Genomic DNA, 22,305 nt, shown 5'->3' with positions numbered 1-22,305 from the left:
CCATCACATCGGCTCCGTAGGATGGCTTTCGCAGTCCTTCCTCGATTGCTCGCCCCAGAGTCCCCAGGACAGCACACGGCTCAGGCCGGGCCCTGGCCCTGCAAGACGGCCAGCACGTTGCCTGAAGGGTCCTTGAACCAGGCAATGGGCGGCCCCGCGTCACCACGGACGATGCCCTTCGCATCCGCGTCGAAGCCGTCGTACCGCTCGAAACGCACGCCGCGTTGGGACAGCGCGTCCACCGCCTTGTCGATGTCCTCCACGGGGAAGTTGAGAATCGTGAACGACGCCGGGGTGTGGTTGTCCTTGGGATAGACGAGGATGTCCCTGCCGCCCGCGATGTGCAGCGTCAACATGCCGTCCGACTCGGACGTCTTCAGGCCCAGCGTCTCGCCGTAGAACTTCCGGGCCGCCGCCACGTCGCGCACCGAGAAGCCGCTGAACGCCTTCGTATCTCCGAACATGCCTGACTCCCTGACTGGATGGCCGCCGTACCCGGCGCTCTCCTTCAGGTGGACATGGACCGAGCCCGACGCAACGACGCGGCCCGCGGGGAATAATCCATCACATCGGGTGGAACTGCTCGATGGTGATTTCCTCCACCAGGGCATCCTGGGGGGCGCCGAAGCTGGTGAGCGTGGTGTACCAGTGCGTCGTCGCGCCATCGCGGGTGAAGGTCAAGGGCACCAGCACCGAGCCGGCGTTGGCGGGCCGCAGCGCGGTCAACGCCTCGACACCTGGCTGGGCCAGGACACGGGCCAGGACCGATGCCACGGGTGAGCGGGGGCCCCGCATGCGAGCGCCCTCCCGCAGCCGGTGGAGCAGATACCCGGCAATCTCCTCCCAGTTGCCAATGGCCGAGCGCACGGGCCCGGGCACGAAGACGAGGTCCATCAGGTTGACCTGTCCGAGCGCCTCACGCGGCTGCCCCATCATCGCGAGCGCGCCCGCATTGGCCTCGAGCACCGTCGAGGACGAATCCACCACGATGGCGGGATACGGCTCATGCGACGCGAGGATGAGCCCCGCGGCCCGCCGCACCTCCGCCAGCTCCGCGCTGTGCCAGCCGCGCTCGCCGAACTGAGGCGCGAACCCCGCCGCCACCAGCAGGGCGTTGCGGTCTCTCAACCCCAGCCCCAGGGCCTCCGCCAGCCGCAGCACCAGTTCCTGGCTGGCCCCGGAGCGGCCCGACTCCAGGAATGACAGGTGACGCGCCGATACCTGCGCCTCCAGCGACAGGGCCAGCTGGCTCTTGCCGCGCAGCGTTCTCCATTCCTTGAGCAGGGGTCCAATCATCGCCGTGTCCCTTTCCGAGCCCAGACTGCCCCAGGCCGTGACGCGGGACGATGACCTTCGAGGTAATTGAGAACATTCCCTGCCAGGAACACTGTGCTCCCGTTCCCAGCCACCCGGAGAGCCCAGATGATGCCCCAACTGCTTCGCAATCCCCGCTTCGTCTACCGCTTCGACGCCGCCGCCTCACTCCTCATGGGCGTGGCCCTGTTGCTCCTGGCCCCCACCCTCACCCAGCTCGCGGGCTGGACCCTGCCGTCCACCTTCCTGTTCAGCGTGGGCCTCTTCCTGCTGCCGTGGTCGGCCTTCAACCTCTGGGTCGGGTTCAAGCAGCCCGTCCTGGGAGCAGCCCTGGTGCATGTCCTGGTGGACGCCGCATGGGTGGTGGGCAGTGTGCTGCTCGTCGTCATGCACGCCCAGGAGCTCACGCCCCTGGGGACCGCGCTGCTCGCCGGGCAGGCCTTCGCCGTGGCGGGCGTGCTGGCGCTCAAGGCCGTGGGGCTCACGTCGCTTCGCGCGGCGGCGTGAGCACCGCGGCGGAGCGTCAGCCCGTGATGACCTTGAGGGCGGGCTTCCCGTCCTCGTGTGTGGCGGCGTCTGGAGACGGTGACTCGTCGCGCACCGTCTTGGACAATTCCAGGCTCCGGCTCACCAGCGCCTTCAGCGCCCAGACCTGCGGCACCGATTCGATGAAGACGCGGCTGATGCCCAAACCCGCGGGCGCCGCCTCCACCTCGAAGCCCGCGGCAATGGCGCGGGCCTCGTCGACCGGCACCCAGGTGACGATGCTCTTGCGCTTGCCATTGCTGAAGAACCGGGCGAACCACTTCGTGGGCCGCTTGAAGGACACGTTGAAGTAGGACGCCGTGTCCCGGTAGAGGATGTCCTCGGCGGCGGCGCCGTTCTTGACGCAGATGTCCCGCACCACGCCGAAGAACTCCAGCTCCGTCTCGGTGGTCTCCACGGCGGCGCGGCCCTTCTCATCGGGCGCGGCACGGCCATCCGCCTCGAAGGGCCTGGCCGAATCCGGCTTCACCCCATTGGCGCCCTCCTGCGCCACCGCGGGCTCCGCGCCCTCGTTGAGCCGCTGGATGCGCTCCTTGAGCTTGTTCAGGAAGTCGTCGCCCATGACCCGCAGCAGCGTCGGCTCGATGGCCTCCTTCGCGACGTCCGCGAGCCGCTCCATCACCGCGGTGGTCCGCTTCCCCTTGTAGATGTCCTCCGTGAGCCACTTGAGGAAGGCTTCGTGCTCTCCGGGCGCTTTCAGGGCGGACGCGAGCTTGTCGATCATCCCCTGCCGGTAGCGGCTGTTCTCCGCGTCCGTAATCAGCGTCGTCGCGTTGAAGGCCTCACGGCTGAACTTGGACAGGAACTTGGCCACCTTCACCCAGTCCGACTTCGTGTCCTCCAGAGAGAACGTGAAGAAGGGCTCCGGGTCCATGACGTTGGGGTTCTCCAGGTCCCCGAAGAAGAGGTAGTGGCACCCGTCGGTGATGATGCCGAAGTGGAGCTCCGGCAACTGCGCCAGGTAGCGCGCCAGCTGCTGTGCGCGGGACTTGAGGTCGGTGCCCAAGGGCTTGGTTTCGATGACGATGAGCGGCTTGGTGCCCGTCTGGTCGAAGATGGCGAAGTCCATGCGGTCCGGCAGCTTCTTGCCGTCCCCCTGGACGAAGTCCGCTGTGTATTCCAGGCGGACCTCCCGGGGAACGCTCGGGTCGTAGCCGAGGCTCCGGATGAACGGGACGACCAGCGCGATCTTCGCGGTCTCCTCATTGGAGATGAACGCCTTGTTGTCCTGATAGCGTTTGACCAACTCCAGCAGATGGTTCGCGTCCATGGCACGTCCCCTTGCCCGGGCATGCGAGGCGTCCGGGCGCGAAGGTGATTTCAAGGCGCGGGGGCCTTGGCGGCCATCCCTCCCAGGGGTGAGGCCCGGCCTCTTGACTCCGCGACCGCTCCGAGGAACGCGCGCACGGCTGGCCGCCCTGACGTGCCCGACGAGGCGCTCCGTGCGCATCCTCCATCCATGGACGCCGAGGTGACCGCCGCGCTGAGCGTGCGGGACGGAGTCGAGTTCGCGGTCGGGCACCTCGTCGTGCTCATGGGGTTCGTCCTCGGGCTCGCCGTCGACGCGAGCGCCGTGAAGCGGGCCATGCGGCTGCCGGCCTACGCGCGGGGCCTTCCCCTCGTCCTGTTGGGCGTACCGCTGCTCGCCCTGCTCGTGGTGAACCTCCTGCCCCTGCCCCCCATCGCCGCCGGCATCCTGCTGCTGATGGCCGTCAGCCCTGGCGTGCCCAGCGTCGCGGTCGCGGCCTACCGGCAGCGCGGCGACTTGAGCCTCACGGTGGCGCTGTCCCTCACCCTGTCCCTGGCGGCCATCGTGTGCCTGCCGCTCTCACTGCGGTTGCTCAGCGATTTCTTCCCCGCCGTGTTCAAGGCCCCCACCACCGTCCAGCTCCTCAAGCGGGTCATGCTGCCCTTCCTCGTGCCGCTCGCGGCGGGCTGGGCACTGCGCGCGTGGCGGCCGATGCTGGCCAGGCGACTGCTGCATCCCATGCTGTGGCTCTTCAAGGCCGTGTTCGTCGTCGCCGTCCTGCTCCTGCTGTTCATCAGCGGCCCGAGGCTGCGCGACGTGGACGGGTGGATGGTGCTGGGCATGCTGGTGATGACTTTGGGCTCCGCGATATTGGGCCACGTGGCGGGAGCGCCCCGGCCTGAAGACAGGACCGCGCTCGCGCTCGCCGCCGTCTTCGGCAATCCCTCCATCGCGCTGGCCGTCGCGACGGCCAGCTTCCAGGACTTGCGGCTGACGCCCTTCCTGGCCGTCTATCTGGTGCTGCGCACGCTGGCGCTGCTCCCCTACCTGCTCTGGAACAAGCACCACCTCCGGCACGGAGTGCCCCACGCTGGCAGGACCTAACAGCCCTGGAGCGTCGCCCGCTTCGAGGCGGCCAGCAGCAGCCGCTGCTCCGCGGCCGCAATCACCCGCTGCGTCGCGAGCACCGCCCCGGGGTCCACGGAGATGGACGTAATCCCCGCGCGCACCAGGTGCTCCGCGAAGTCCGGCCGGTTCGACGGCGCCTGTCCACACAGCGAGGACGTCAGGCCCGCTTCCTCGCACCCGCGAATGATGTCGCCAATGGCGGCCAGCACCGCGGCGTCCGCTTCGTCGAACAGCTCGGCGCACGACTCGGAGTCCCGGTCCACGCCCAGCATGAGCTGCGTCAAATCATTCGAGCCGATGGACACGCCATCAATCCCACACTTCGCATAATCGTGGAGGCGGTAGACGATGGAAGGCACCTCCGCCATCACCCACGTCTTCACCCCCCGCTGCCGCCCCAGCGGACTGCGGGCGATGAGCTCCAGACACGCCTCCAGCTCCCAGAGCGTGCGCACGAAGGGCAACATCACCTGGAGATTGGGCGTCTGCTCGCGGACCCGCGCGAGCACCTCCAGCTCCAGGTTGAACACGTCGGGCTCGCGCAGGTACCGGTAGGCGCCCCGGAAGCCAATCATCGGGTTGGACTCCTTGGGCTCGAACTCAGCGCCGCCTTCCAGTCCGCGGAACTCGTTCGTCCGGAAGTCCGTCGTCCGGTAGACCACGGGGCGCGGATGGAAGGCTCGCGTCGTCTGGAGCAGGGCCCCCGCCATGCGCTCCACGAACTCCCCCCTCCGGCCCTCCGCGATCAGCTTGCGTGGATGCACTCCCCCCAGGGCCTCCGTGAGCATGAACTCGGCGCGCAGCAGGCCCACGCCATCCACCGGAAGCGCCGCGGCCTCGCGAGCCTGCGCGGGCAGGGCCAGGTTGACGTAGAGGCGCGTGGCCAGCACCGGGGCCGCACCCACCGTGGATGCGGTGACAGGCGCCTCCACCGCCCGTGGACGTGGCGCCTCCTGTCCCTCCCGGACTTCTCCCGTCGAGCCATCCACCGTCACCGCCTCGCCGTCTCGCAGCGTGCGCGTGGCGGTGCGCGTTCCCACCACGCAGGGCTTGCGCAGCTCCCGGCTGACGATGGCCGCGTGGCACGTCATGCCCCCCCGGTCCGTGACAATGGCGGCGGCCCGCCGCATGGTGGGGACCCAGTCCGGCGACGTCATCTCCGCCACCAGCACCTCGCCCGGCTGGAGCTGCCGTCCCTCCGCCGGTGACGCCAGCACCCGCACGCGGCCGGCCGCCACACCGGGCGACGCCCCCAGCCCCTGCACCAGCGCCTTGCCCGCGTGGCCTTCCTCCGGCGGTGGCACGGCGGACCTTCCCAGCGTGGTAATCGGGCGCGTCTGCACCAGGAACAAACGTCCGCGCTCCTCCGCCCACTCGATGTCCTGCGGCGCACCGTAGTGCTGCTCCACCCGCAATCCCAACCGCGCCAGCTCCAGCACCGCCGCGTCGTTCAGCACGCGCGCATGGGCCTGTTCCGGACTCAGTGTCTCCCGCTGCGTGTGTCCTTCGGCATCGCGCACCAGGCGGACACGCTTGTCACCCACCCGGACCTCGCGCACGCAAGGCCCCTTCTTGGAGACACTGTACGTATCCGGCTCCACCTGCCCGCCCACCACGACCTCTCCCAGCCCCCAGGCTGCCTCGATGACGATGCGGCCGGTGTCTCCCGCAGACGGGTCCGCGGTGAACATCACGCCCGCGCGAGCCGCATCCACCATGGCCTGGACCACGACGGCGATGGCCGGTTCCTCGGTGAGCCCCTCCGCTTTGCGGTAGGCCACCACACGCTCGCCGTAGGCCGAAGCCCAACATGCCCGGAGCGCGTCCATCAAAGCGTCTTCGCCCAACACGTGGGTGAAGGACTCGTGCATGCCCGCGAAGGACGTTGCCGCCGAGTCCTCCGAGGTCGCCGAGGAACGCACCGCCACGGCCCGGTCCGCCCCCAGTTGCTGATACGCCTCCAGGATGGCGGCGCGCAGCCGCTCCGGAACGGGCGCGCTCCGCACGCGCTCGCGGAGCTGCTGCGTGACCTGGGTCAGCGACGAAGGGTCATCCGGGTCCACCTGCGCCCAGAGGTGGCTCAGCTGGGCACGGACCGGCGCCATGGCCTCCTGGAAGGCGGCGGCGGTGATGACGAAGCCCGGCGGAACAGGCAGCCCCGCCCGCGTCATCTCGCCCAGGTTCGCGCCCTTGCCCCCCGCCAGCGCGACGTCCTTGCGGGACAGCTCGCTGAACCAGAGCAGACGAGGCGCGGCGGCCACCTCCGGATGCTCGGCTTGCCGTGGCTTCTCCGTGTCCGGTGAGACGTTCATGGTACCGCTCCCTGAAGCAAACGCCTGATTGCGCGGACGCTGCGCACCGGCGCTCGCGCACGAAGTCCTCATCCCCGCCTGAAGCGGGCGCGACTCACCGAGGACAATGCGGCCGGTGCCAGGTGATGACATCCACCCGGGCCCGGAGCGCGCGGGCCCGAGCCGCCGCCACGGCCACATGCGCCCGGGCATGCGCTCGGCATGAACTCCACCGCCGCATCTCCCCGCCCGCGCGGATGACGCCCTCCGGCACCGTGCCGAGACTTCACGAGTGGACACCCACGAACCCCCGGGAGGGAGCATGCGAGCCAATGTCTTTCAGGCTGTGAACCGCTTCGGCATCGAAGAGGTGGAGCGGCCACGCGCGGGAGCCGGCGAGGCGGTCATCCGGATGACGCTGACCACTGTCTGCGGCACGGACCTGCACATCGTCCGTGGCGAGTACCCGGTGCGCCCGGGGCTCGTCATCGGTCACGAGCCCGTGGGCGTCATCGAGGAGCTGGGTCCCGGCGTGACGGACTACCGCCCGGGGCAGCGTGTCCTCGTGGGCGCAATCACCCCGTGTGGGCAATGCAGGGCCTGCCTGTCCAGCCACCTCTCGCAGTGCGGCCACGGCGCGGGCTATGAGGCCCTGGGAGGCTGGCGCATGGGCAACACCCAGGATGGCGCCCAGGCCGAGTACATCCGCATTCCCTCCGCGCAGGCCAACCTCGCGCCCATTCCAGATGGGCTCACCGACGAGCAGGTCATCCTCCTGTCGGACATCGCCTCCACGGGCTTCAGCGGCGCGGAGGCAGGCGGCGTGCGCATCGGCGATGCCGTGGTCGTCTTCGCGCAGGGGCCCATCGGCCTGTGCGCCTCCATTGGCGCGCGATTGATGGGCGCCTCGCTCGTGGTCGGCGTGGACGGCGATGAGGCGCGGCTGAAGCTGGCCCGGAGGATGGGCGTGGACGTGGTGCTCGACCACCGTCAGCAGGACGTCGTCGCCGAGGTGAAACGGCTCACGGGCGGCGGCGCCGACGTGGCCATCGAGGCGCTGGGCACCCAGCAGACTTTCGAGAGCGCGCTGCGCTGCCTGCGGCCCGCGGGCACGCTGTCCAGCCTGGGTGTGTACTCGGGCAAGCTTCAGTTGCCCTACGACGCGTTCTCCGCCGGCCTGGGGGACTACCGCATCGTCACCACCCTGTGCCCAGGAGGCAAGGAGCGCATGCGCCGCCTCATGGACCTGGTGCAACACAAGCGCATCGACCTGTCGCCGCTCATCACGCATCGCTTCAAGCTCGCGGACATCCAGGAGGCCTACGCCCTCTTCGGCGAGCGCCGTGACGGCGTCTTCAAGGTGGCCATCCAACCGTGAGCCCCGCCCCACTCCGTGGGGTGGCGCTCGAAGGTGACTCCTACAGACGTGGTGAGTCTCACGCCGGCTGCGCTGGAAGCCAGCGAGGAGGAAGTGCTCGCCGATGACGTGAGCCGCATGGCCAAACAAGGCTTGTCCTCCGGTGGCTATCCTGGTGCGCTGAGCGCGTGAGGTGACGTCCCATGGGTGACGCAGCCAGCAGCGACGCAACCCCAGTGCAAGATGCAGCGCCCGGGTCCACACCTTCCGCGCTCCCCGGACGCGCATCACTTCAAGACGCGATGCTGCGGGGCCCCCTGCTGAAGCCCCTGCTCCAGCTCGCCGTGCCCACCACGCTGGTCCTGATTGCCCAGTCGTTGGTGGGCGTGGCGGAGAACTGGTACGCGAGCTTCCTGGGCACGGAGGCGCTGGCGGGCGTCTCCCTCGTCTTTCCCGTCGTGATGTTGATGACGATGATGTCCAACGGAGGCATTGGCAGCGGCGTGGCCTCCGCGGTGGCGCGAGCCCTGGGCGCGAACCGGCGGGACGATGCGAACGCCCTGGTCTGGCATGCCGTGGTGCTGGCGTTGGCCCTGGGCCTTGTCTTCAGCGTCCTCGCCTGGATGACCGGCCCCGCGTTGTACACGGCGCTGGGTGGACAGGCGGGCGCGTTGGACGCCGCGCTCCAGTATTCGAACTACGTGTTCGCCGGCTCGATTCCCTTCTGGCTGGTGAACCTGCTCGCGGCGGCGCTGCGCGGCGCGGGCGAAGTGCGCGTCCCGGCGCTGGTGACCCTGGTGGGCGCCGCCGTCTTCCTCGTCGTGACGCCAGGGGTCATCTTCGGCTTCGGCCCGGTGCCCGCGCTGGGGCTGGCGGGCGCTGGGCTCGCGATGACGCTGTTCTACGTGGTCGCGGCGCTCTGGCTGCTGCGCTACATGGCGTCCGGACGGGCCGCGGTCCGCCTCGCGAAGGGGCCGCTGGAGCCGCGGCTGCTTCGCGACATCCTGCGCGTGGGTCTGCTGACGGCGTTGAGCTCGCTGCAACCCAACCTGATGGTGATGGTCATCACCGGCGCCGTGGGCCTGTTCGGCGTGGAGGCGCTGGCCGGCTATGGCATGGCGTCGCGCCTGGACTACCTCATCATCCCGATTCTCTTTGGCCTGGGCACGGCCGTGCTGACGCTGGTGGGCACCAACGTGGGTGCGGGACAGCACGAGCGCGCCCGGCGCATCGCCTGGTTGGGCGGCGGGCTGGGCTTCGTGGCCGCGGGAGCCATTGGACTGGCCGCGGCGCTGGCGCCCGAAGTCTGGCTCCATGCCTTCAGCCGCGAGCCGGCTGTCGTGGCGCCGGGCCTGGACTACCTGCGCATCGTGGCGCCGTTCTACGGACTGCTGGGCCTGGGCTTCGTGCTCGCGTTCGCCGCACAGGGCGCGGGCCACGTGCTGTGGCCCTTCCTGGCGGGCACCTCGCGCCTGGTCATCAGCGCGGGCGTCGGGTGGTTCGTCGCCGCGCGGCTCGATGCGGGGCTCTCCACGTTGTTCGCCATGGTGTCCGCCGGACTGGTGGCCTATGCCGGCGTCACCGTCGTGGCGGTGCTCGCAGGCGCCGTCTTCCGCCGGGAGACGGCGCCGCGCGACACCTGAGTCTCGCTGTCCAGCCCGCGCCCGCGTCCCCACTTCGAATTCCGGACTTGACCGCCGGCCCAATCTGACCCTATTGAAATTGACACTGATTATCAACCTCATTTCCACTCCAGGCACCGGGAGATGGTCGGAGGAACACGTGGCACGCGACTTGGGACCGCGGGGGAAGATGGGTCGTCGGCTGGGGATTCCGCTTTCGCGCATCACCACGAAGGACCCGGACAAGGATTCGGTGCTGCGCCGGCCCTATCCTCCTGGCCAGCACGGTGCCACCGCGCGCACCAGCGTGAGCGACTTCGCGCGCCATCTGCGAGAGAAGCAGAAGCTGAAGCTGTACTACGGCCTGATGGAGAAGCAGTGCCGCGCGGCCTTCCAGGAAGCGAGCCGGGCGCCGGGCAACACCGGCACGGTGCTGCTGCAACTGCTGGAGAGCCGGTTGGACTCGCTGGTGCTTCGCGCGGGCCTTGCCACCAGCATCCGCCAGGCCCGGCAGTTCGTGCGCCACGGCTACCTTCATGTGGATGGCAAGCGGGCGGACATCCCGAGCGACCGCGTCAAGCCTGGCAGCGAAGTCCGCTTCCACGCGGCGCACCTGAAGCTCCCCGTGGTGAAGGAGTCCTTCAGCCGGATGAAGTCGCGGTCCGTGCCCGCCTACGTCCAGGTGCTGGGTGAGGGCGAAGGGCTGCGCTACGTGCGCCTGCCGGAGCGAGAGGAAATCCCCGTGGACGTGAACGAGCCCTTCATCGTGGAGTACTACGCACAGCGGAGCTGAGCCGTTCTCCGCGGCGCTCTGTCCGGGCATGTGGCTTGGACAGACACCGCTGGCGTGGCGTGCTACGGCGCGGGGGCGGCGGCGAAGAAGTCGCGCATCCGCGTCACCACCTCCGCCCGGTTCGTCAGCCAGATGTAGTGCCCCGCGCCTTCCAGTCGCAGGTGTCTCCAGCCAGGATGCCCCTGCAACGCGTCCTCCAGGTCCGCCTCGTGCTGCTGGATGTCGGGCAGGAAGTCGCGGGCTTTCTCCCGAAACTCCAGCGGCAGCGACTCGGCCGCCACCAGGGCCTCTACCCAACCCGCGAAGCCCTGCCCATCCGACAGGGACAACACAGGCCCCTGCACGCGCCCGAGGTCCATGATGGCCGCGCCCCGGACGGACTGCTCCATCGCACCAGGATGGCGGCGCTCGCGCAGGTAGGCCCCTGTCGCGGCGTCGAACACATACGCCTGTTCAACTTCGTGCGCGGGGAGCCCTCCGCCCAAATCTTGCGCCAGCCGCTCCGCCACCGCCTGCCGTGAAGGAAGGCCGTCGAGCACGGAGAACGGCAGCGGCGGCAACGGCTCGCCCTCCAGGAACGCGGCAATCTCGCCCCGGCTGTCGGTGGCGTCCAGGTAGACGAGTGCCTCCACGCGCTCGGGGTGGTGGAGCGCCAGCCACGTCAGCTCGTCCCCCGCCAGGGAGTGGCCCGCGAACGATGCCTTCGACAGCCCCAGCGTGTCCAGCACCCCCAGGACATCCGTGGCCAGCGTGGCGGTGTCATAGCCGGTGTCGGGCCAATCCGAGGCGCCGTAGCCACGGCGGGTAAGCGCGTAGACGTGGTGCGTGTCCCGGAACTCGAGCGCCAGCTCGTCGAAGATGTGGGCTGTGCTGCCCATGCCCGCGAGGAACATGAGCGCCGGGCCCTGGCCGCCATAGTCGAGCACCTCCAGCTCGACGCCCCGGACAGCCTCCACACGCGTCACCTGGTGCAGGGACGGCGTGTCATCAGGCCCAGGGGGCAACGGAGCGGAATCACAACCAGCCCACAAGAGAAGCGCGGCACCCACGAGGTTCGTTCGCATGCGCTTGGGAATACTGGCGAGCGCCTTCGCCAAGCACCAGCGCACGCCGGGGCTGCCTCTCCCCTTGCCCGCATGGGGTGGGTGATGGTGCCGCCATACCTCCTGGCCCTGCGGGGAGGAGTCCCCCTCAAAGCGCGGAGCCAGGCCCACGCCCCAGAAACACATAAATACGAGTATTCCAAGATTTCAGCTTTAGAACTACCATTGCTCCGGCCACCGGAGCCCACTCATAGCCACCATTGGATTTTTCATGCATATTCATGACCGCATCAAAAAGGCCGTCTTCGCGCTCGCAATGATTGCCGGGTGTGGCAGTCCCGAAGCCGTGGACCCTTCCGGCGACGTCACCGCGACGGCGCCGCTCCTCACCAGCAGCAAGCTGACCCTCACCGCCTCCATGGTGCAGCCCGACGGCGTTCGTCCCGTCGCGGGTCCGTACCAGAACCTCTTCGATGAGCAGGCGCTCGTTGGAGACCCTCGCGCGGGAACGGGCGCCGCGCCCGTCACCACCTGGGGTGACGCCATCTTCAACGATGCCGCGTACCCCATGGGCCTCATCATCGACCTGGGCGCGCTGTATGACATCACGGAGATTGGCGTCTTCGACACCTTCGACAGCGGCAGCGTGTCCTTCGCGGCCGGCGAGCCGGGTGCCTGGACGCCAGTGACGAACATCACCCTGACCCGGTGGCAAGCCTGGTGGGTCGTGCCCGTCACCCAGCGCACGCGGTACCTCCACCTTACGAGGACCCGCTATGCGGGCATGAACGAAGTCGTCATCTACGGCGCCCCCGTGACGGGCGAGCCGCCCGCCAACCTTCCGCCCACGGTCTCCGCCGGAGCGGACCAGACGGTGATGCTGCCCACGAATGCCGCCCCCCTCACGGGCACCGCGACGGACAGCGACGGAACAGTCGTGACGCGGCAGTGGACCCAGGTGTCCGGTCCCAATACCGCGACCCTGACGGGCGCCACGACGCTCTCCGCGACGGCGTCCGGGCTGGTGCAGGGGCTCTACGAGTTCGAGCTGACGGTGACGGACGACGACGGCGCTACCGCCAGCGACAGAGTGAAGGTCCAGGTGACACCCGCGCCCACGGGCCGTGGCACCACGCAGGAGGTCTACAAGTCACCCTCGACGCCGGGCGGCTACGGCTATGTCGTGTACCTGCCGCCCGGTTACGAAGAAGGCTCGAACTGGCCCATCGTCTTCTTCCTCCACGGGATGGGCGAACAGGGAGATGGCGGTGTCGACCAGCTCAAGAGGGTTCGTACGCACGGGCCGCAGGCGTACATCGACCGGGAGGGGAAGGACTATCCCTTCATCCTGGTCTCTCCGCAGACGAGCACGTCGGGATTCTGGAGCACCTATGAAGCCCAATACAACCTGGACCCCTTCTTCGAGCACATCCTGGCGACGTTCAAGACAGACAGGAAGCGCGTCTACCTGACGGGCCTCAGCATGGGCGGCGCGGGGACGTTCAACTACGCAGCGCTCTTCCCCTCGAAGCTCGCCGCCGCCATCCCCATCTGCAAAGGAGGCTACGGTTCAAGCGCCGCAGATGCCCTGAAGATGGTCCAAGCAAACCTTCCCATCTGGGGCTCACACGGCCTGCTCGACCAAGACACCTACTACATCGCGACCGCCACCTGGTTCACGGACCTGGGAACCGCCATGGGCGGCACCGGTGGCGTCATGAGCACCTACCCCTCCCCGGCTCGTACAGGGACGGCGTTCTTCCGGCCCGGGAGCGGGCAGTGGGAGTGGATTGATGGACAGACGAACACCGACACCACGGGCGCCGAGCCGGTGAAGCCCGTGCTCTTCACCCTCTTCCACGATGGCAATCACTACATCTGGGACCGGGTCTACAAAGAGCCCAAGGTGTTCGCCTGGATGCTGGCCCAGCAGCGCCCCTGAGGCGCGCACCGCCACGGGCTTCAGCGCGGATCGCGCGGCGTAGGAGGCTCCTCGCGAGCTTCATACGCGGCGCGGGCCTGCTGCACCGCACCAGAGCACCTCTCAGACTTCCTCGCAGACATCTGGCGGGAGCCGGGCCAGGAGCACGTCCCGTGCGTCTCTGGGCGACTGAGCCCGGCGCGCATAGGCAATGCCGCCCACGAGCGCTACCAGGGCCAATCCAAACCAAGGCCACCGGATGAAGTACGAGAACGACGGCTGCCCCTCCACCACCTCACAGTGAGGAACGAGCGAGTCGGTCGCCACCATCCCAGCCGTGACGAACGCCATGGGGCCCATCTGAGCCTACATCAAAGCCGAGGGTCCACCGGCTCACTCTCCAAGGCGAGGACGCCAAAGACACACTCGTGTACGCGGCGCAGCGGCTCGCCTCGCGCGAACCGCTCCAGACCTTCGACCCCGAGCGCGAACTCACGCAGCGCCAGGGAGCGCTTCGTGGACAAACCCCGCTGACGCAGCCGCTCCAGGTTCGCGGGCGCGGTGTACTCCGGGCCGTAGATGATGCGCAGGTACTCCGGACCTCGTGACTTGATGGCCGGCTGGAGCAGCCCCTTGCGCCCACGCACCGCGAAGTCGAGCGGCTTGACCACCATGCCCTCCCCTCCTCGCGCCGTGAGCTCCTCCCACCAGCGCACGCCCTCCGCCACCGCGGCTTCATCCTCCAGCGCCACCACGCGGAACGGTGTCGCCACCAGCAACGTCGCGTCCGCCTGGCACACCCGGGCGAGCGTCTCCATGTGCCACACATGGTCCTTGTCCATGTGCGCCACCCCTTCCGTCGCCAGCAGGTGGAACGGCGCGAACCGCACGTCCTCCAGCGAATGCACGGGCCAGCAGTAGCGCCGGTAGGCCTCCACGTACTGCTCCACGCTGCGCGCCTTCTCGCCGAAGCGTGCGGCCAGCTCCCCTACTTCCAGCCCGCGCCCCACCGCCTGCTCCAGCACCGACACCACGTCCGTGAGCGCCGCGCGTGAAGCCGCCCCCACCGATGCGTATTGGTCGCGCAGCAACTCCTGGGCCTTGAAGGACCAGGGCATCAGCTCCCCGTCGAGGCACGCCCAGTCCGTCTGGTGCGCCTCCCAGAAACCCGACGCGGTGAGCGCCGCGCGCACCCGCGCGAGGAACGCCGCTTCGAGCCCTGTGTCCGAGAAGAAGCGGCGCCCCGTGCGCGTGTAACAGACGCCCAGCTCGCCCGTCGTGACGCCGAAGCGTCGCCGCGCCGCGGCCTCGTCGCGGGCGACCACGACCACCGCGCGCGAGCCCATGTGCTTCTCCTCGCACACGACCTTCGCCACCCCTTCCTTGCGGTAGTAGGCGAGCGCCTCCGCCGGGTGCTCGAGATAGCCCGGCGCCTTGCTCGTCTCCGAGGGCGACATCGTCGGCGGCAGGTAGATGAGCCACTTCGGGTCGATGGCGAACCGGCTCATCGCCTCCAGCGCCGCCGTGGCGTTCTCCTCGCGCACCGTCACGTTCTGGCTCAGCCGCGTCGTCACCACGCGCTTGCCCCGCACGTCGTCGATGTCCAGCAGGTCGTCATGCACCTGCTGCGCGCTCAGCCCGCCCCCTGGCGTGACGGCACCGCCCAGCGGCCGGATGGACTCCGCGTAGGCGCGCGCCGCGGGCACCGAGACGAGCTCCCGCTCCGGATAACGCAGCGCCGTCAGCTTGCCGCCATACACGCAGCCCGTGTCCACGCAGAGCGTGTTGTTGAGCCAGTCCGCCTCCAGCACTGGCGTGTGCCCGTACACCACCGCCGCCCTGCCCCGGTACTCCGCGGCCCAGTTGAAGCGCACGGGCAGACCGAACTCATCCGTCTCGCCCGTCGTCTCCCCGTACAGGGCGAACTCACGCACCCTGCCGGAACCACGGCCCTGCATGGACGCCTTGAGGCCCGCGTGCGCCACCACCAGCCGCCCCTCGTCGAGGACGTAGTGCGAGACGAGCCCATCGATGAAATCCACCACCGCCTTGTGGAACTCGGGCGGCTCGCGCTCGAGCTGCTCCAGCGACTGGGCAAGCCCGTGGGACACCTTCACGTCCCGGCCGCGCAGCTTGCGCATCAGCTTCACTTCGTGATTGCCCGGGACGCACAGCGCGCTGCCCGCCGCCACCATGTCCATGACGAGCCGGAGCACGCCCGGGGTATCCGGCCCCCGGTCCACCAGGTCTCCCACGAAGATGGCCTTGCGGCCCTCGGGCGGACGCACGTCGAACCCTGGCGTCCCATCCGCCCGTGGACGCACCTCGTAGCCCAGCTTGCCCAGCAGCGCCTCCAACTCCTCCCGGCACCCATGAACGTCGCCGATGATGTCGAAGGGCCCGTGCTCGTGCTTGCGGTTGTTCCACAGCGGCTGCCGCACGAACTCGATGGCCTCCAACACCTCCGGTTTCAGCACGTGGACGTGGCGAAAGCCCTCGCGCTCCAGCCCTCGCAGCGAGCGGTGCATCTGCTGGAGTTGGTTGCGCACCACGTGAGCACCGAAGGCCCGGTCGGGCCGCTGGCTGTTGCGCTCCTGGCACGTCTTTTCGGGGACGTCGAGCACCACCGCCACGGGCAGCACGTGGAACTCGCGCGCGAGCTCCACCAGGGGCTTGCGCGCCTCCGGCTGCACGCTGGTCGCGTCGATGACGGTGAGCAGCCCCCGCGCCAGCCGCTTGGCCGCGACGAAGCGCAGCGTCTCGAACGCGTCCTTCGTGGCCTCCATGCTGTTCTCGTCGTCGGAGACGATGCCCCGGTAGGTGTCCGACGACAGGACCTCGGTCGGCTTGAAGTGCCGGCGCGCGAAGGTGGACTTGCCCGCGCCGGATGGACCGATGAGCAGGACCAGGGAGAGTTCAGGAATCGTGAGCTTCATCGCGCGAACACCGCCATCTGGGTCGGCGCACCGACGTCCGGGTCCAGGGGCCCCACGGGGAGGAAACGAACGCTGTAGCCGAAGCGCTCGCAGATGCCTCGGGCCCAGGACTCGAACTCGGCCCGGGTCCACTCGAAGCGGTGGTCGCGGTGGCGGAAGGTGCCCGCGGGGAGCGATTCGAAGCGCACGTTGTATTCGGCGTTGGGCGTGGTGAGCGCCACCACGTTGGGCCGGGCGGACTCGAAGAGGACGCGCTCGAAGGCCGCGAGGCGCGGCGGGTCCAGGTGCTCGATGACCTCGATGACGGAGGCGGCCTCGTACCCGGCCAGCCGCGCGTCCCGATACATGAGGGAGCCGTGGAGCAGCTGTATCCGGCGGCGCTGAAGCTCCGGCATCCGGTCCAGGTCCAGCCGGTCCCGGGCAATCTCCAGCGAACGGAAGGACACGTCCATGCCGAGGATGTCGGTGAACTGCCGCTCCTTGAGCAGGGCCCGGAGCAGCTTGCCCTCGCCGCAGCCCAGGTCCACCACGCGCGTGGCACCGCTCTGCTTGAGGACGGCGACCACCGCCTGGAGCCGCTGCTCGTTGAGGCTCAGCCGCGACTCGAGCGCGGCTTCCTCCTGGTTGCGCGCCTGCGTCCCCTCCTCCGGCTCGGGCGCTTCGTCACCGGAGAGCCGCTCCAGCGCTTCGCGCGCGAGGCTCCTGCGGTGACGCAGGTAGCGCCGGGTGATGATGTCCCGTTCCGGGTGCGCCGCCAGCCAGCCCTCCCCGTGCCGCAGGAGCTTCTCCACCTCCTCGTCGCCCACCCAGTAGTGCTTGTCGTCATCCAGCACGGGAATCAGCACATAGAGGTGCGTGAGCAGGTCGCTCAGGCGCGTGCGGGCCTCCAGCGTGACGGTGAAGTAGCGGCTGGGGCCCCAGTCTGGGACCGTCTCGTCCAGCGCATGCCGCGTGGCGGTGACGGTGTAGCCCAGAGGCTCGAAGAGCTTCCGAAGGAAGGGCTCGCCACCACGACAGGGAAGCACGGAGAGGCGGGCCACCAGTGGAAGCGGCTGCCCGGCCAGGTCCGGCCGCTCCTTGCTGCTGCCCGACATCGCGTTGCGAAAGGTGCGTGCGAGCGCGACGCTCAGGAACGACGAGGCCACGTAGGGCCGGTCATTCACGTACTGCTCCAGCACACCGCCTTCGCCCGAAGGGCCGCGACGCTCCCTGACGAGCCCGACGGGGTCGACCTCCAGCAACAACGCCACCGTGGTGCGCGCCTCCGTCGCCTCCGGATAGAAGACGTGCGCGTGTCCGAAGGACAATTCGAACGACTGCGGGCGGTGCGGGTTCTTGTGGAGCAGGTACCCGAGGTCGGTCGCGGGATGATGCGTCGTCGAGAGCGTCAGCAGCATGGCCTTCCCAACTTCGGTTCCACGGCGTCAGGGAGGTTTTCCATGACGCGGGAATGTAGCGCGGTGAAGACCAGGGGCTCCGGACGATCCTGACAGCCTCAGCCTGCCCGGCCGCATGCCCCCGGGCGTTCAGTCCATCAACTGCCGCGACAAGTAGACGTGGTGCAGCGCCCACCGGCGCGCGTTGAGCATCGGGTCCGAGTCGTTGGAGTGCCCGCCGTCGGTGTTCTCGTAATACAGGTACGGCAGCCCCATGGCCTCCAGGCGCGCCGCGAACTTCCGCGCGTGGCCCGGATGGACGCGGTCATCCTTCGTGTTCGTGGTGATGTACGGCGCGGGGTAGCGCACGCCCTCGCGGAGGTTCTGGTAGGCGGAGTACTTCGAGATGAACGCCGCGTCCCCGGGCACCTCCGGGTTGCCGAACTCCCCCACCCACGACGCGCCCGCTGGCAGCAGGTGGTAGCGCATCATGTCGATGAGCGGGCTTTCGATGACGGCCGCGTTGAACAGGTCCGGGCGCTGCGTCATCGCCACGCTGGTGAGGACACCGCCGTTGGAGCGGCCGTAGATGCCCATGTAGCGCGGGGAGCTGATCTTCCTCCGCACCAGGTCTTCCATCACCGCCGCGAAGTCGTCGAACGCGCGCTGGCGGTGCTCCCGCAGGGCCGCCTGGTGCCAGCGCGGACCGAACTCGCCTCCGCCCCGGATGTTGGCGACAACGTAGGCTCCTCCGCGCTCCATCCACAACTTGCCCTCCTCCGGCAGGTAGACGGGCGGCTTGGACACCTGGAAGCCGCCATAGCCATACACCAGCGTCGGCAGCGTGCCGTCGAGCTTCCGCGCCTTCGGCCGCACCAGGAAGTACGGAACCCGGGTGCCGTCCTTCGACTTCGCCCAGGACTGGTCCACCTGGAGCTTCGAGGCATCGAAGCGCGCGGGCAGCGACTTCACCTTCTTCACCGTGCCCGCCTTCGCATCCGCCAGCCACAGCGACGTCGGCGCGAGGAAGCCCTGGGACTTCACGAAGAAGCGGTCATGCGATGACGACGTCGCGGTGATGGCGACCGAGGCGTTCTTCGGCAAGGCCAGCCGTTTGCGGCTCCAACGGTTCTTCACCGGCGTGTAGACATCCAGCGCGCCCTTCACGTCCTCATAGAGGCTCACCAGCACCTGGCCCCGCGTCGCCGCCACCGATTCGATGGCCTGACGCGCTCCTGGCTGGAAGAGCAGCGCGGGCTTCGCCTTCGCCGGGTCCGCCTTCAGCGCGGCCAACGGGTACGCAAGCAGCGCGCCCTGCTTGAAGCGGCCCCAGTCCTCTTCAATCGTGAAGACGACCTGCCCGTCCACGAAGGCCTGGAGCGAGGACTTCCGGGGAAACGGGAGCCGCACGGGCGCCGCGTCTCCCAGCAGGTAGTACTCCGACTCGAAGAAGGTCACCGCGCGGTTGACCAGCACCGCCCGCAGCGCGCCGTCCGCGTCCCGCAGCGGCACGGGGGACGCGGAGACGTCGGTGCGCTCGCCCCGGAAGACCTCCTGCGCCTCCGTCAGCGGCGTGCCCCGCTTCCAACGTTTGAGCACGAAGGGATAGCCCGACTCCGTGAGCGTGTCCCCGCCCCAGTCGCGCCCCACCAGCAGCGTGTCCGCGTCCAGCCAGGACGCTGACAGCTTGCCCTCCGGGACCTGGAAACCGCCTTCCACGAAGTGCTTCGCGGCGGCGTCGAACTCGCGCAGCTCGACGGCGTCCTTGCCTCCGTTGGACAGGGAGACGAGGCAGCGCTGGTCCGCGGGAGGCAGGCAGTTGCTGCCCTTCCAAATCCAGTTGGCCTTCTCGGCCTTCGCCAGCGCGTCCACGTCCAGCACCGTCTCCCACGGCGTCTGGGCGCGCGTGTAGCCATCCAGCGAGGTGTGCCGCCAGATGCCTCGGGGGTTGTCGCGGTCCTGCCAGAAGTTGTCCACACCGCCAGCCCGGAAGCCGGGCGAGGGAATGCGGTCGGTGGAGGTGAGCAGCTCGAGCGCCTGGGCGTGGAAGGTCTCGAAGCGCGGGTCCTTCTCCAACACCGCGAGCGTCCGCGCGTTCTGCGCGCGAACCCATTCGAGCGCCTTCTCGCCCTGGACCTCCTCGAGCCACAGGAAGGGCTCCTGGGGTGGGGCCTCGGCCGTCGCCACGGAGGAGGTCAACAGCCCGGTCAGCAACGACGCCACGTACGCCCTTCTCATGTCCTCATCTCCCGATGCCCGAGGTTGCCCCCCAACAGACCGAGCCGCCTCCCATTCCCCCGACCATAACGCCTGTGCCACGGCGGCCATGCTGGCGGGGCCGCGAGCGCCCGTCGCGCGTGCATCGCCTCGGGACTGGCGGTGATGGCCTGCAAGGGAGTATGGGTCGCGCCACATACGCCCCCGGAACGGCCGGCACCGCGCGTGGTGACCTCAGGAGTGGAACAGGTGGTGATGACAGGACCCAGCGACAAGGGGAGCGGCTCTGGCCCTGGATGGGCGCGGCGCTCGGAGCGCGGTGGTCCCTCGCGGCGGGAAGAGGCCCCACACTGCCGCGCCTCCAGCGCCTGGGCGACCGCGTCACCTGCGGCTCCCTTCCCCCAGCCCCTCCCCGCTTCCGCGGGCCCGTCTCCCAGAGTCCGACGCCCATGAGCTTCCAGCCCCCCGTCACCCCCACGTCCCAAGTCCCCAAGGCCCTCGGCGAGCATGGCTACGCCGTGCTCACCCGCGACGGCCTCTGCGAGCTCGCGGGCATCGACTCGCCCGCGCTGGACGCGCTGCGGCCGTCCTGGAACGAGCTGCCGCTGGACGGCTTCCTCCGGGATGGTGGCCGCTACCGCTCACGACGGCACTCCTGCTTCATCGTGGACGGCGACTCGGTGACACAGGTGCCTCACCGCGCGCACTGGCAGCCGGTGGAATACAACGCGCTTCACGGCGGCATGGAGCGCTGGTTCGAGCCCGTGCAGCCCGACATCGTGTCCCAGCCGGTGTGGTCGGGGCTGATTCGAGGCATCGCCGCGTGCTGCTCCCAGCTCAAGGGCGCGCGCCCCTGGTACGTCGAGGCCCACCAGTTCCGCATCGACACCACCGACGGTATCGGCCGGCCCACACCCGAGGGCGCGCACCGGGACGGCGTGGACTTCGTGGCGGTGCTGCTCGTGGGCCGCGAAGGCATCAAGGGCGGTGAGACGCGCGTCTTCGAAGCTGACGGCCCCAACGGCCTGCGCTTCACGCTGACGGAGCCCTGGTCCGCGCTGCTGCTGGATGATGCGCGCGTGATTCACGAGAGCACGCCCATCCAACCCCAGGGCGACACCGGCCACCGGGACACGCTGGTACTCACGTTCCGGGCCGGGGGGTTCCAGGGCCCCGAGTAGCGCCCGGGAGCGCCGCTGCTCGCTCCAGGACACTTGCATCTCCGGTCCGCGTGCTGGCCTGACACACACGCGCGGACGAGCGGGGTGCGTGCGTTGCCAGTCCGCGCCCGCGTCATTAAACGCATGGCGCAAGGCGACCGTACCCCCTGGAGCATTCCCCGAATGATTGTTGGCCGGAGGCTGTCCTGGCACATCATCCTGCGTTACACCGGCAGGGGCGTTGTGGTGCACGTCCTCTTCGCGACGGCCGTCATCGTGGGCTACCGCGTGTTCGACGCCTCGTGGATGGCGGTCCCCGCCATGCCCGTGTCGGTGCTCGCGGCGGCGCTGGGCGTCCTGCTCGCGTTCCGCAACGGCTCCGCATACGACCGCTGGTGGGAAGCCCGCTCGCTCTGGGGCGGCGTGGTGAATGCGTCTCGCACATTCGCCCGGCAGGTGTTGACGCTGCTGCCACGTCCGGAGCGCCAGGGCAGTGACGCCCTGGCGGAGCTGGAGCTGGCGCCGCCGTCATCACCGTTGCTGCGCACCGCGGCGGAGCGCTCCAGGCCCTTGCTGACGGTGACGGGCACCCGGGCCAGCGACGGCGCGGTCCGCGACCAGCTCGGCCAGGCGCGCGTACATCCGGAGCAGGGCAGCCCCCGGGCGAAGCTCGCCGAATTGGGCACCATCCCCCAGACGGAGGGCGCGGCCCGTGGCGTCATCACCGCTGGCATGGTGGAGGACATCACCGAGGACGCGCGCGAGTTGGTGTACGCGCAGATTGGCTTCGTGAATGCCATGCGCTGCCACCTGCGACGGCAGGACCCACTGCCGGAAATCGTCCCCTTCTTCCGGCCCGCCGTCATCGAAGCGCTGCGCGAGGAGCAGAACGTCCCCTCCGCCCTCCTCTTGTGGATGGGCACGCGCCTGCGCCGCATCTACGGGCAGGTGTCCGACGCGCAGAAGGTGCTCTTCCTGCACGTGACGATGGACCGCACGCTGTCCGAGCTGACGAACCTGCTGGGCGCGTGTGAGCGCATCAAGAACACGCCCCTGCCCCGCCAGTACGACATCCTGCTGCTGGCCATGACACGGGCCTACCTGGTGCTGCTGCCCCTGGGGGTGGTGAAGGAGCTCGGCTGGCTCACCCCGCTCGTCACAGCCGTCATCGCGTTCCTCTTCATCGGACTGGACGCCGTCGGCCGCGACATCGAATCGCCCTTCGAGGACGACGTCAGTGACACACCCATGACGGCGCTCTGCCGGACCATTGAAATCAACCTGCGGCAGATGCTGGGAGAAACGGAGCTCCCCCCTCCCGTTCAGCCTCGAGATGGGCTTCTCTATTGAGG

Annotated in this window: 18 protein-coding genes; 9 read left to right on the top strand and 9 right to left on the bottom strand. The window is 69.1% G+C overall.

What is annotated here, in order from left to right; genetic code table 11:
* Positions 1-80 precede the first annotated feature (80 nt).
* Both HNV26_RS00700 and HNV26_RS00695 read right to left on the bottom strand, forming a co-directional pair.
* Positions 81-464 (bottom strand): VOC family protein, encoded by a 384-nt coding sequence (locus tag HNV26_RS00700; RefSeq protein WP_171441114.1) that lies wholly within the window; start codon positions 462-464, stop codon positions 81-83.
* Positions 465-564: 100 nt separating this feature from the next.
* Positions 565-1,296 (bottom strand): helix-turn-helix domain-containing protein, encoded by a 732-nt coding sequence (locus tag HNV26_RS00695; protein ID WP_090487849.1) that lies wholly within the window; start codon positions 1,294-1,296, stop codon positions 565-567.
* Positions 1,297-1,422: 126 nt separating this feature from the next.
* On the opposite strand from HNV26_RS00695, the gene HNV26_RS00690 reads away from it, so the two are divergent.
* Complete coding sequence (locus HNV26_RS00690; protein WP_171441113.1) at positions 1,423-1,821, top strand: hypothetical protein; 399 nt, start codon at positions 1,423-1,425, stop codon at positions 1,819-1,821.
* A gap of 16 nt (positions 1,822-1,837) precedes the next feature.
* Here HNV26_RS00690 and HNV26_RS00685 read toward each other — a convergent pair whose 3' ends face one another.
* Positions 1,838-3,130: a type I restriction enzyme HsdR N-terminal domain-containing protein gene (locus tag HNV26_RS00685; protein WP_171441112.1), complete on the bottom strand. Its 1,293-nt coding sequence runs from the start codon at positions 3,128-3,130 to the stop codon at positions 1,838-1,840.
* A gap of 189 nt (positions 3,131-3,319) precedes the next feature.
* Here HNV26_RS00685 and HNV26_RS00680 point away from each other — a divergent pair, with 189 nt between their 5' ends.
* A complete protein-coding gene (locus HNV26_RS00680; protein ID WP_253816030.1) occupies positions 3,320-4,213 on the top strand; it encodes a symporter in 894 nt (297 codons plus the stop codon).
* Here the strand turns inward: HNV26_RS00680 and ppsA are convergent.
* Positions 4,210-6,549, bottom strand: coding sequence for a phosphoenolpyruvate synthase (gene ppsA, locus HNV26_RS00675; RefSeq protein WP_171441110.1), 2,340 nt, complete (start codon positions 6,547-6,549; stop codon positions 4,210-4,212). The genes HNV26_RS00680 and ppsA overlap by 4 nt on opposite strands.
* Before the next feature lie 301 nt (positions 6,550-6,850).
* Here ppsA and HNV26_RS00670 point away from each other — a divergent pair, with 301 nt between their 5' ends.
* The 4 genes from HNV26_RS00670 (at position 6,851) to rpsD (ending at position 10,300) form a co-directional block, all read left to right on the top strand.
* Entirely contained in the window at positions 6,851-7,906 is a 1,056-nt protein-coding gene (locus HNV26_RS00670; protein ID WP_171441109.1) for an NAD(P)-dependent alcohol dehydrogenase, read from the top strand.
* Positions 7,907-7,939: 33 nt separating this feature from the next.
* Positions 7,940-8,077 carry a short-chain dehydrogenase gene (locus HNV26_RS00665; protein ID WP_171441108.1) on the top strand — a complete coding sequence of 46 codons (138 nt, stop codon included), beginning with the start codon at positions 7,940-7,942 and terminating at the stop codon, positions 8,075-8,077.
* A 110-nt stretch (positions 8,078-8,187) separates the two neighbouring features.
* Complete coding sequence (locus HNV26_RS00660; protein WP_253816028.1) at positions 8,188-9,528, top strand: MATE family efflux transporter; 1,341 nt, start codon at positions 8,188-8,190, stop codon at positions 9,526-9,528.
* A gap of 139 nt (positions 9,529-9,667) precedes the next feature.
* A complete protein-coding gene (gene rpsD, locus HNV26_RS00655) occupies positions 9,668-10,300 on the top strand; it encodes a 30S ribosomal protein S4 (RefSeq protein WP_171441106.1) in 633 nt (210 codons plus the stop codon).
* 62 nt (positions 10,301-10,362) lie between these two features.
* On the opposite strand, the gene HNV26_RS00650 is transcribed toward rpsD, so the two are convergent.
* Positions 10,363-11,364: an alpha/beta fold hydrolase gene (locus HNV26_RS00650; protein WP_171441105.1), complete on the bottom strand. Its 1,002-nt coding sequence runs from the start codon at positions 11,362-11,364 to the stop codon at positions 10,363-10,365.
* Between the two features lie 250 nt (positions 11,365-11,614).
* On the opposite strand from HNV26_RS00650, the gene HNV26_RS00645 reads away from it, so the two are divergent.
* Complete coding sequence (locus tag HNV26_RS00645) at positions 11,615-13,285, top strand: carboxylesterase family protein (RefSeq protein WP_171441104.1); 1,671 nt, start codon at positions 11,615-11,617, stop codon at positions 13,283-13,285.
* A gap of 102 nt (positions 13,286-13,387) precedes the next feature.
* On the opposite strand, the gene HNV26_RS00640 is transcribed toward HNV26_RS00645, so the two are convergent.
* The 4 genes from HNV26_RS00640 to HNV26_RS00625 form a co-directional block, all read right to left on the bottom strand.
* Positions 13,388-13,615 carry a hypothetical protein gene (locus HNV26_RS00640; protein ID WP_253816026.1) on the bottom strand — a complete coding sequence of 76 codons (228 nt, stop codon included), beginning with the start codon at positions 13,613-13,615 and terminating at the stop codon, positions 13,388-13,390.
* Positions 13,616-13,635: 20 nt separating this feature from the next.
* The gene (locus tag HNV26_RS00635; RefSeq protein ID WP_171441103.1) at positions 13,636-16,200 is read right to left on the bottom strand and encodes a polynucleotide kinase-phosphatase; all 2,565 of its coding nucleotides are present in this window, start codon (positions 16,198-16,200) and stop codon (positions 13,636-13,638) included.
* Positions 16,197-17,597 (bottom strand): 3' terminal RNA ribose 2'-O-methyltransferase Hen1, encoded by a 1,401-nt coding sequence (locus HNV26_RS00630; RefSeq protein ID WP_171441102.1) that lies wholly within the window; start codon positions 17,595-17,597, stop codon positions 16,197-16,199. The genes HNV26_RS00635 and HNV26_RS00630 overlap by 4 nt, the downstream gene beginning before the upstream one ends.
* 129 nt (positions 17,598-17,726) lie before the next feature.
* Positions 17,727-19,814 carry a prolyl oligopeptidase family serine peptidase gene (locus HNV26_RS00625; protein ID WP_171441101.1) on the bottom strand — a complete coding sequence of 696 codons (2,088 nt, stop codon included), beginning with the start codon at positions 19,812-19,814 and terminating at the stop codon, positions 17,727-17,729.
* A 428-nt stretch (positions 19,815-20,242) separates the two neighbouring features.
* Between HNV26_RS00625 and HNV26_RS00620 the strand changes: the two genes are divergently transcribed.
* Positions 20,243-20,974 (top strand): 2OG-Fe dioxygenase family protein, encoded by a 732-nt coding sequence (locus tag HNV26_RS00620; protein ID WP_171441100.1) that lies wholly within the window; start codon positions 20,243-20,245, stop codon positions 20,972-20,974.
* 162 nt (positions 20,975-21,136) lie between these two features.
* On the top strand, positions 21,137-22,303 hold the full coding sequence (locus HNV26_RS00615; protein WP_171441099.1) for a bestrophin family protein: 1,167 nt from the start codon (positions 21,137-21,139) through the stop codon (positions 22,301-22,303).
* The last annotated feature ends 2 nt before the right edge of the window (positions 22,304-22,305 follow it).

It is taken from the genome of Myxococcus xanthus, assembly GCF_013116825.1.
Lineage (GTDB): Bacteria > Myxococcota > Myxococcia > Myxococcales > Myxococcaceae > Myxococcus > Myxococcus xanthus_B.
Note: the sequence above shows the minus strand (reverse complement) of the source record. Positions and strands in the feature narration are given on the sequence as shown.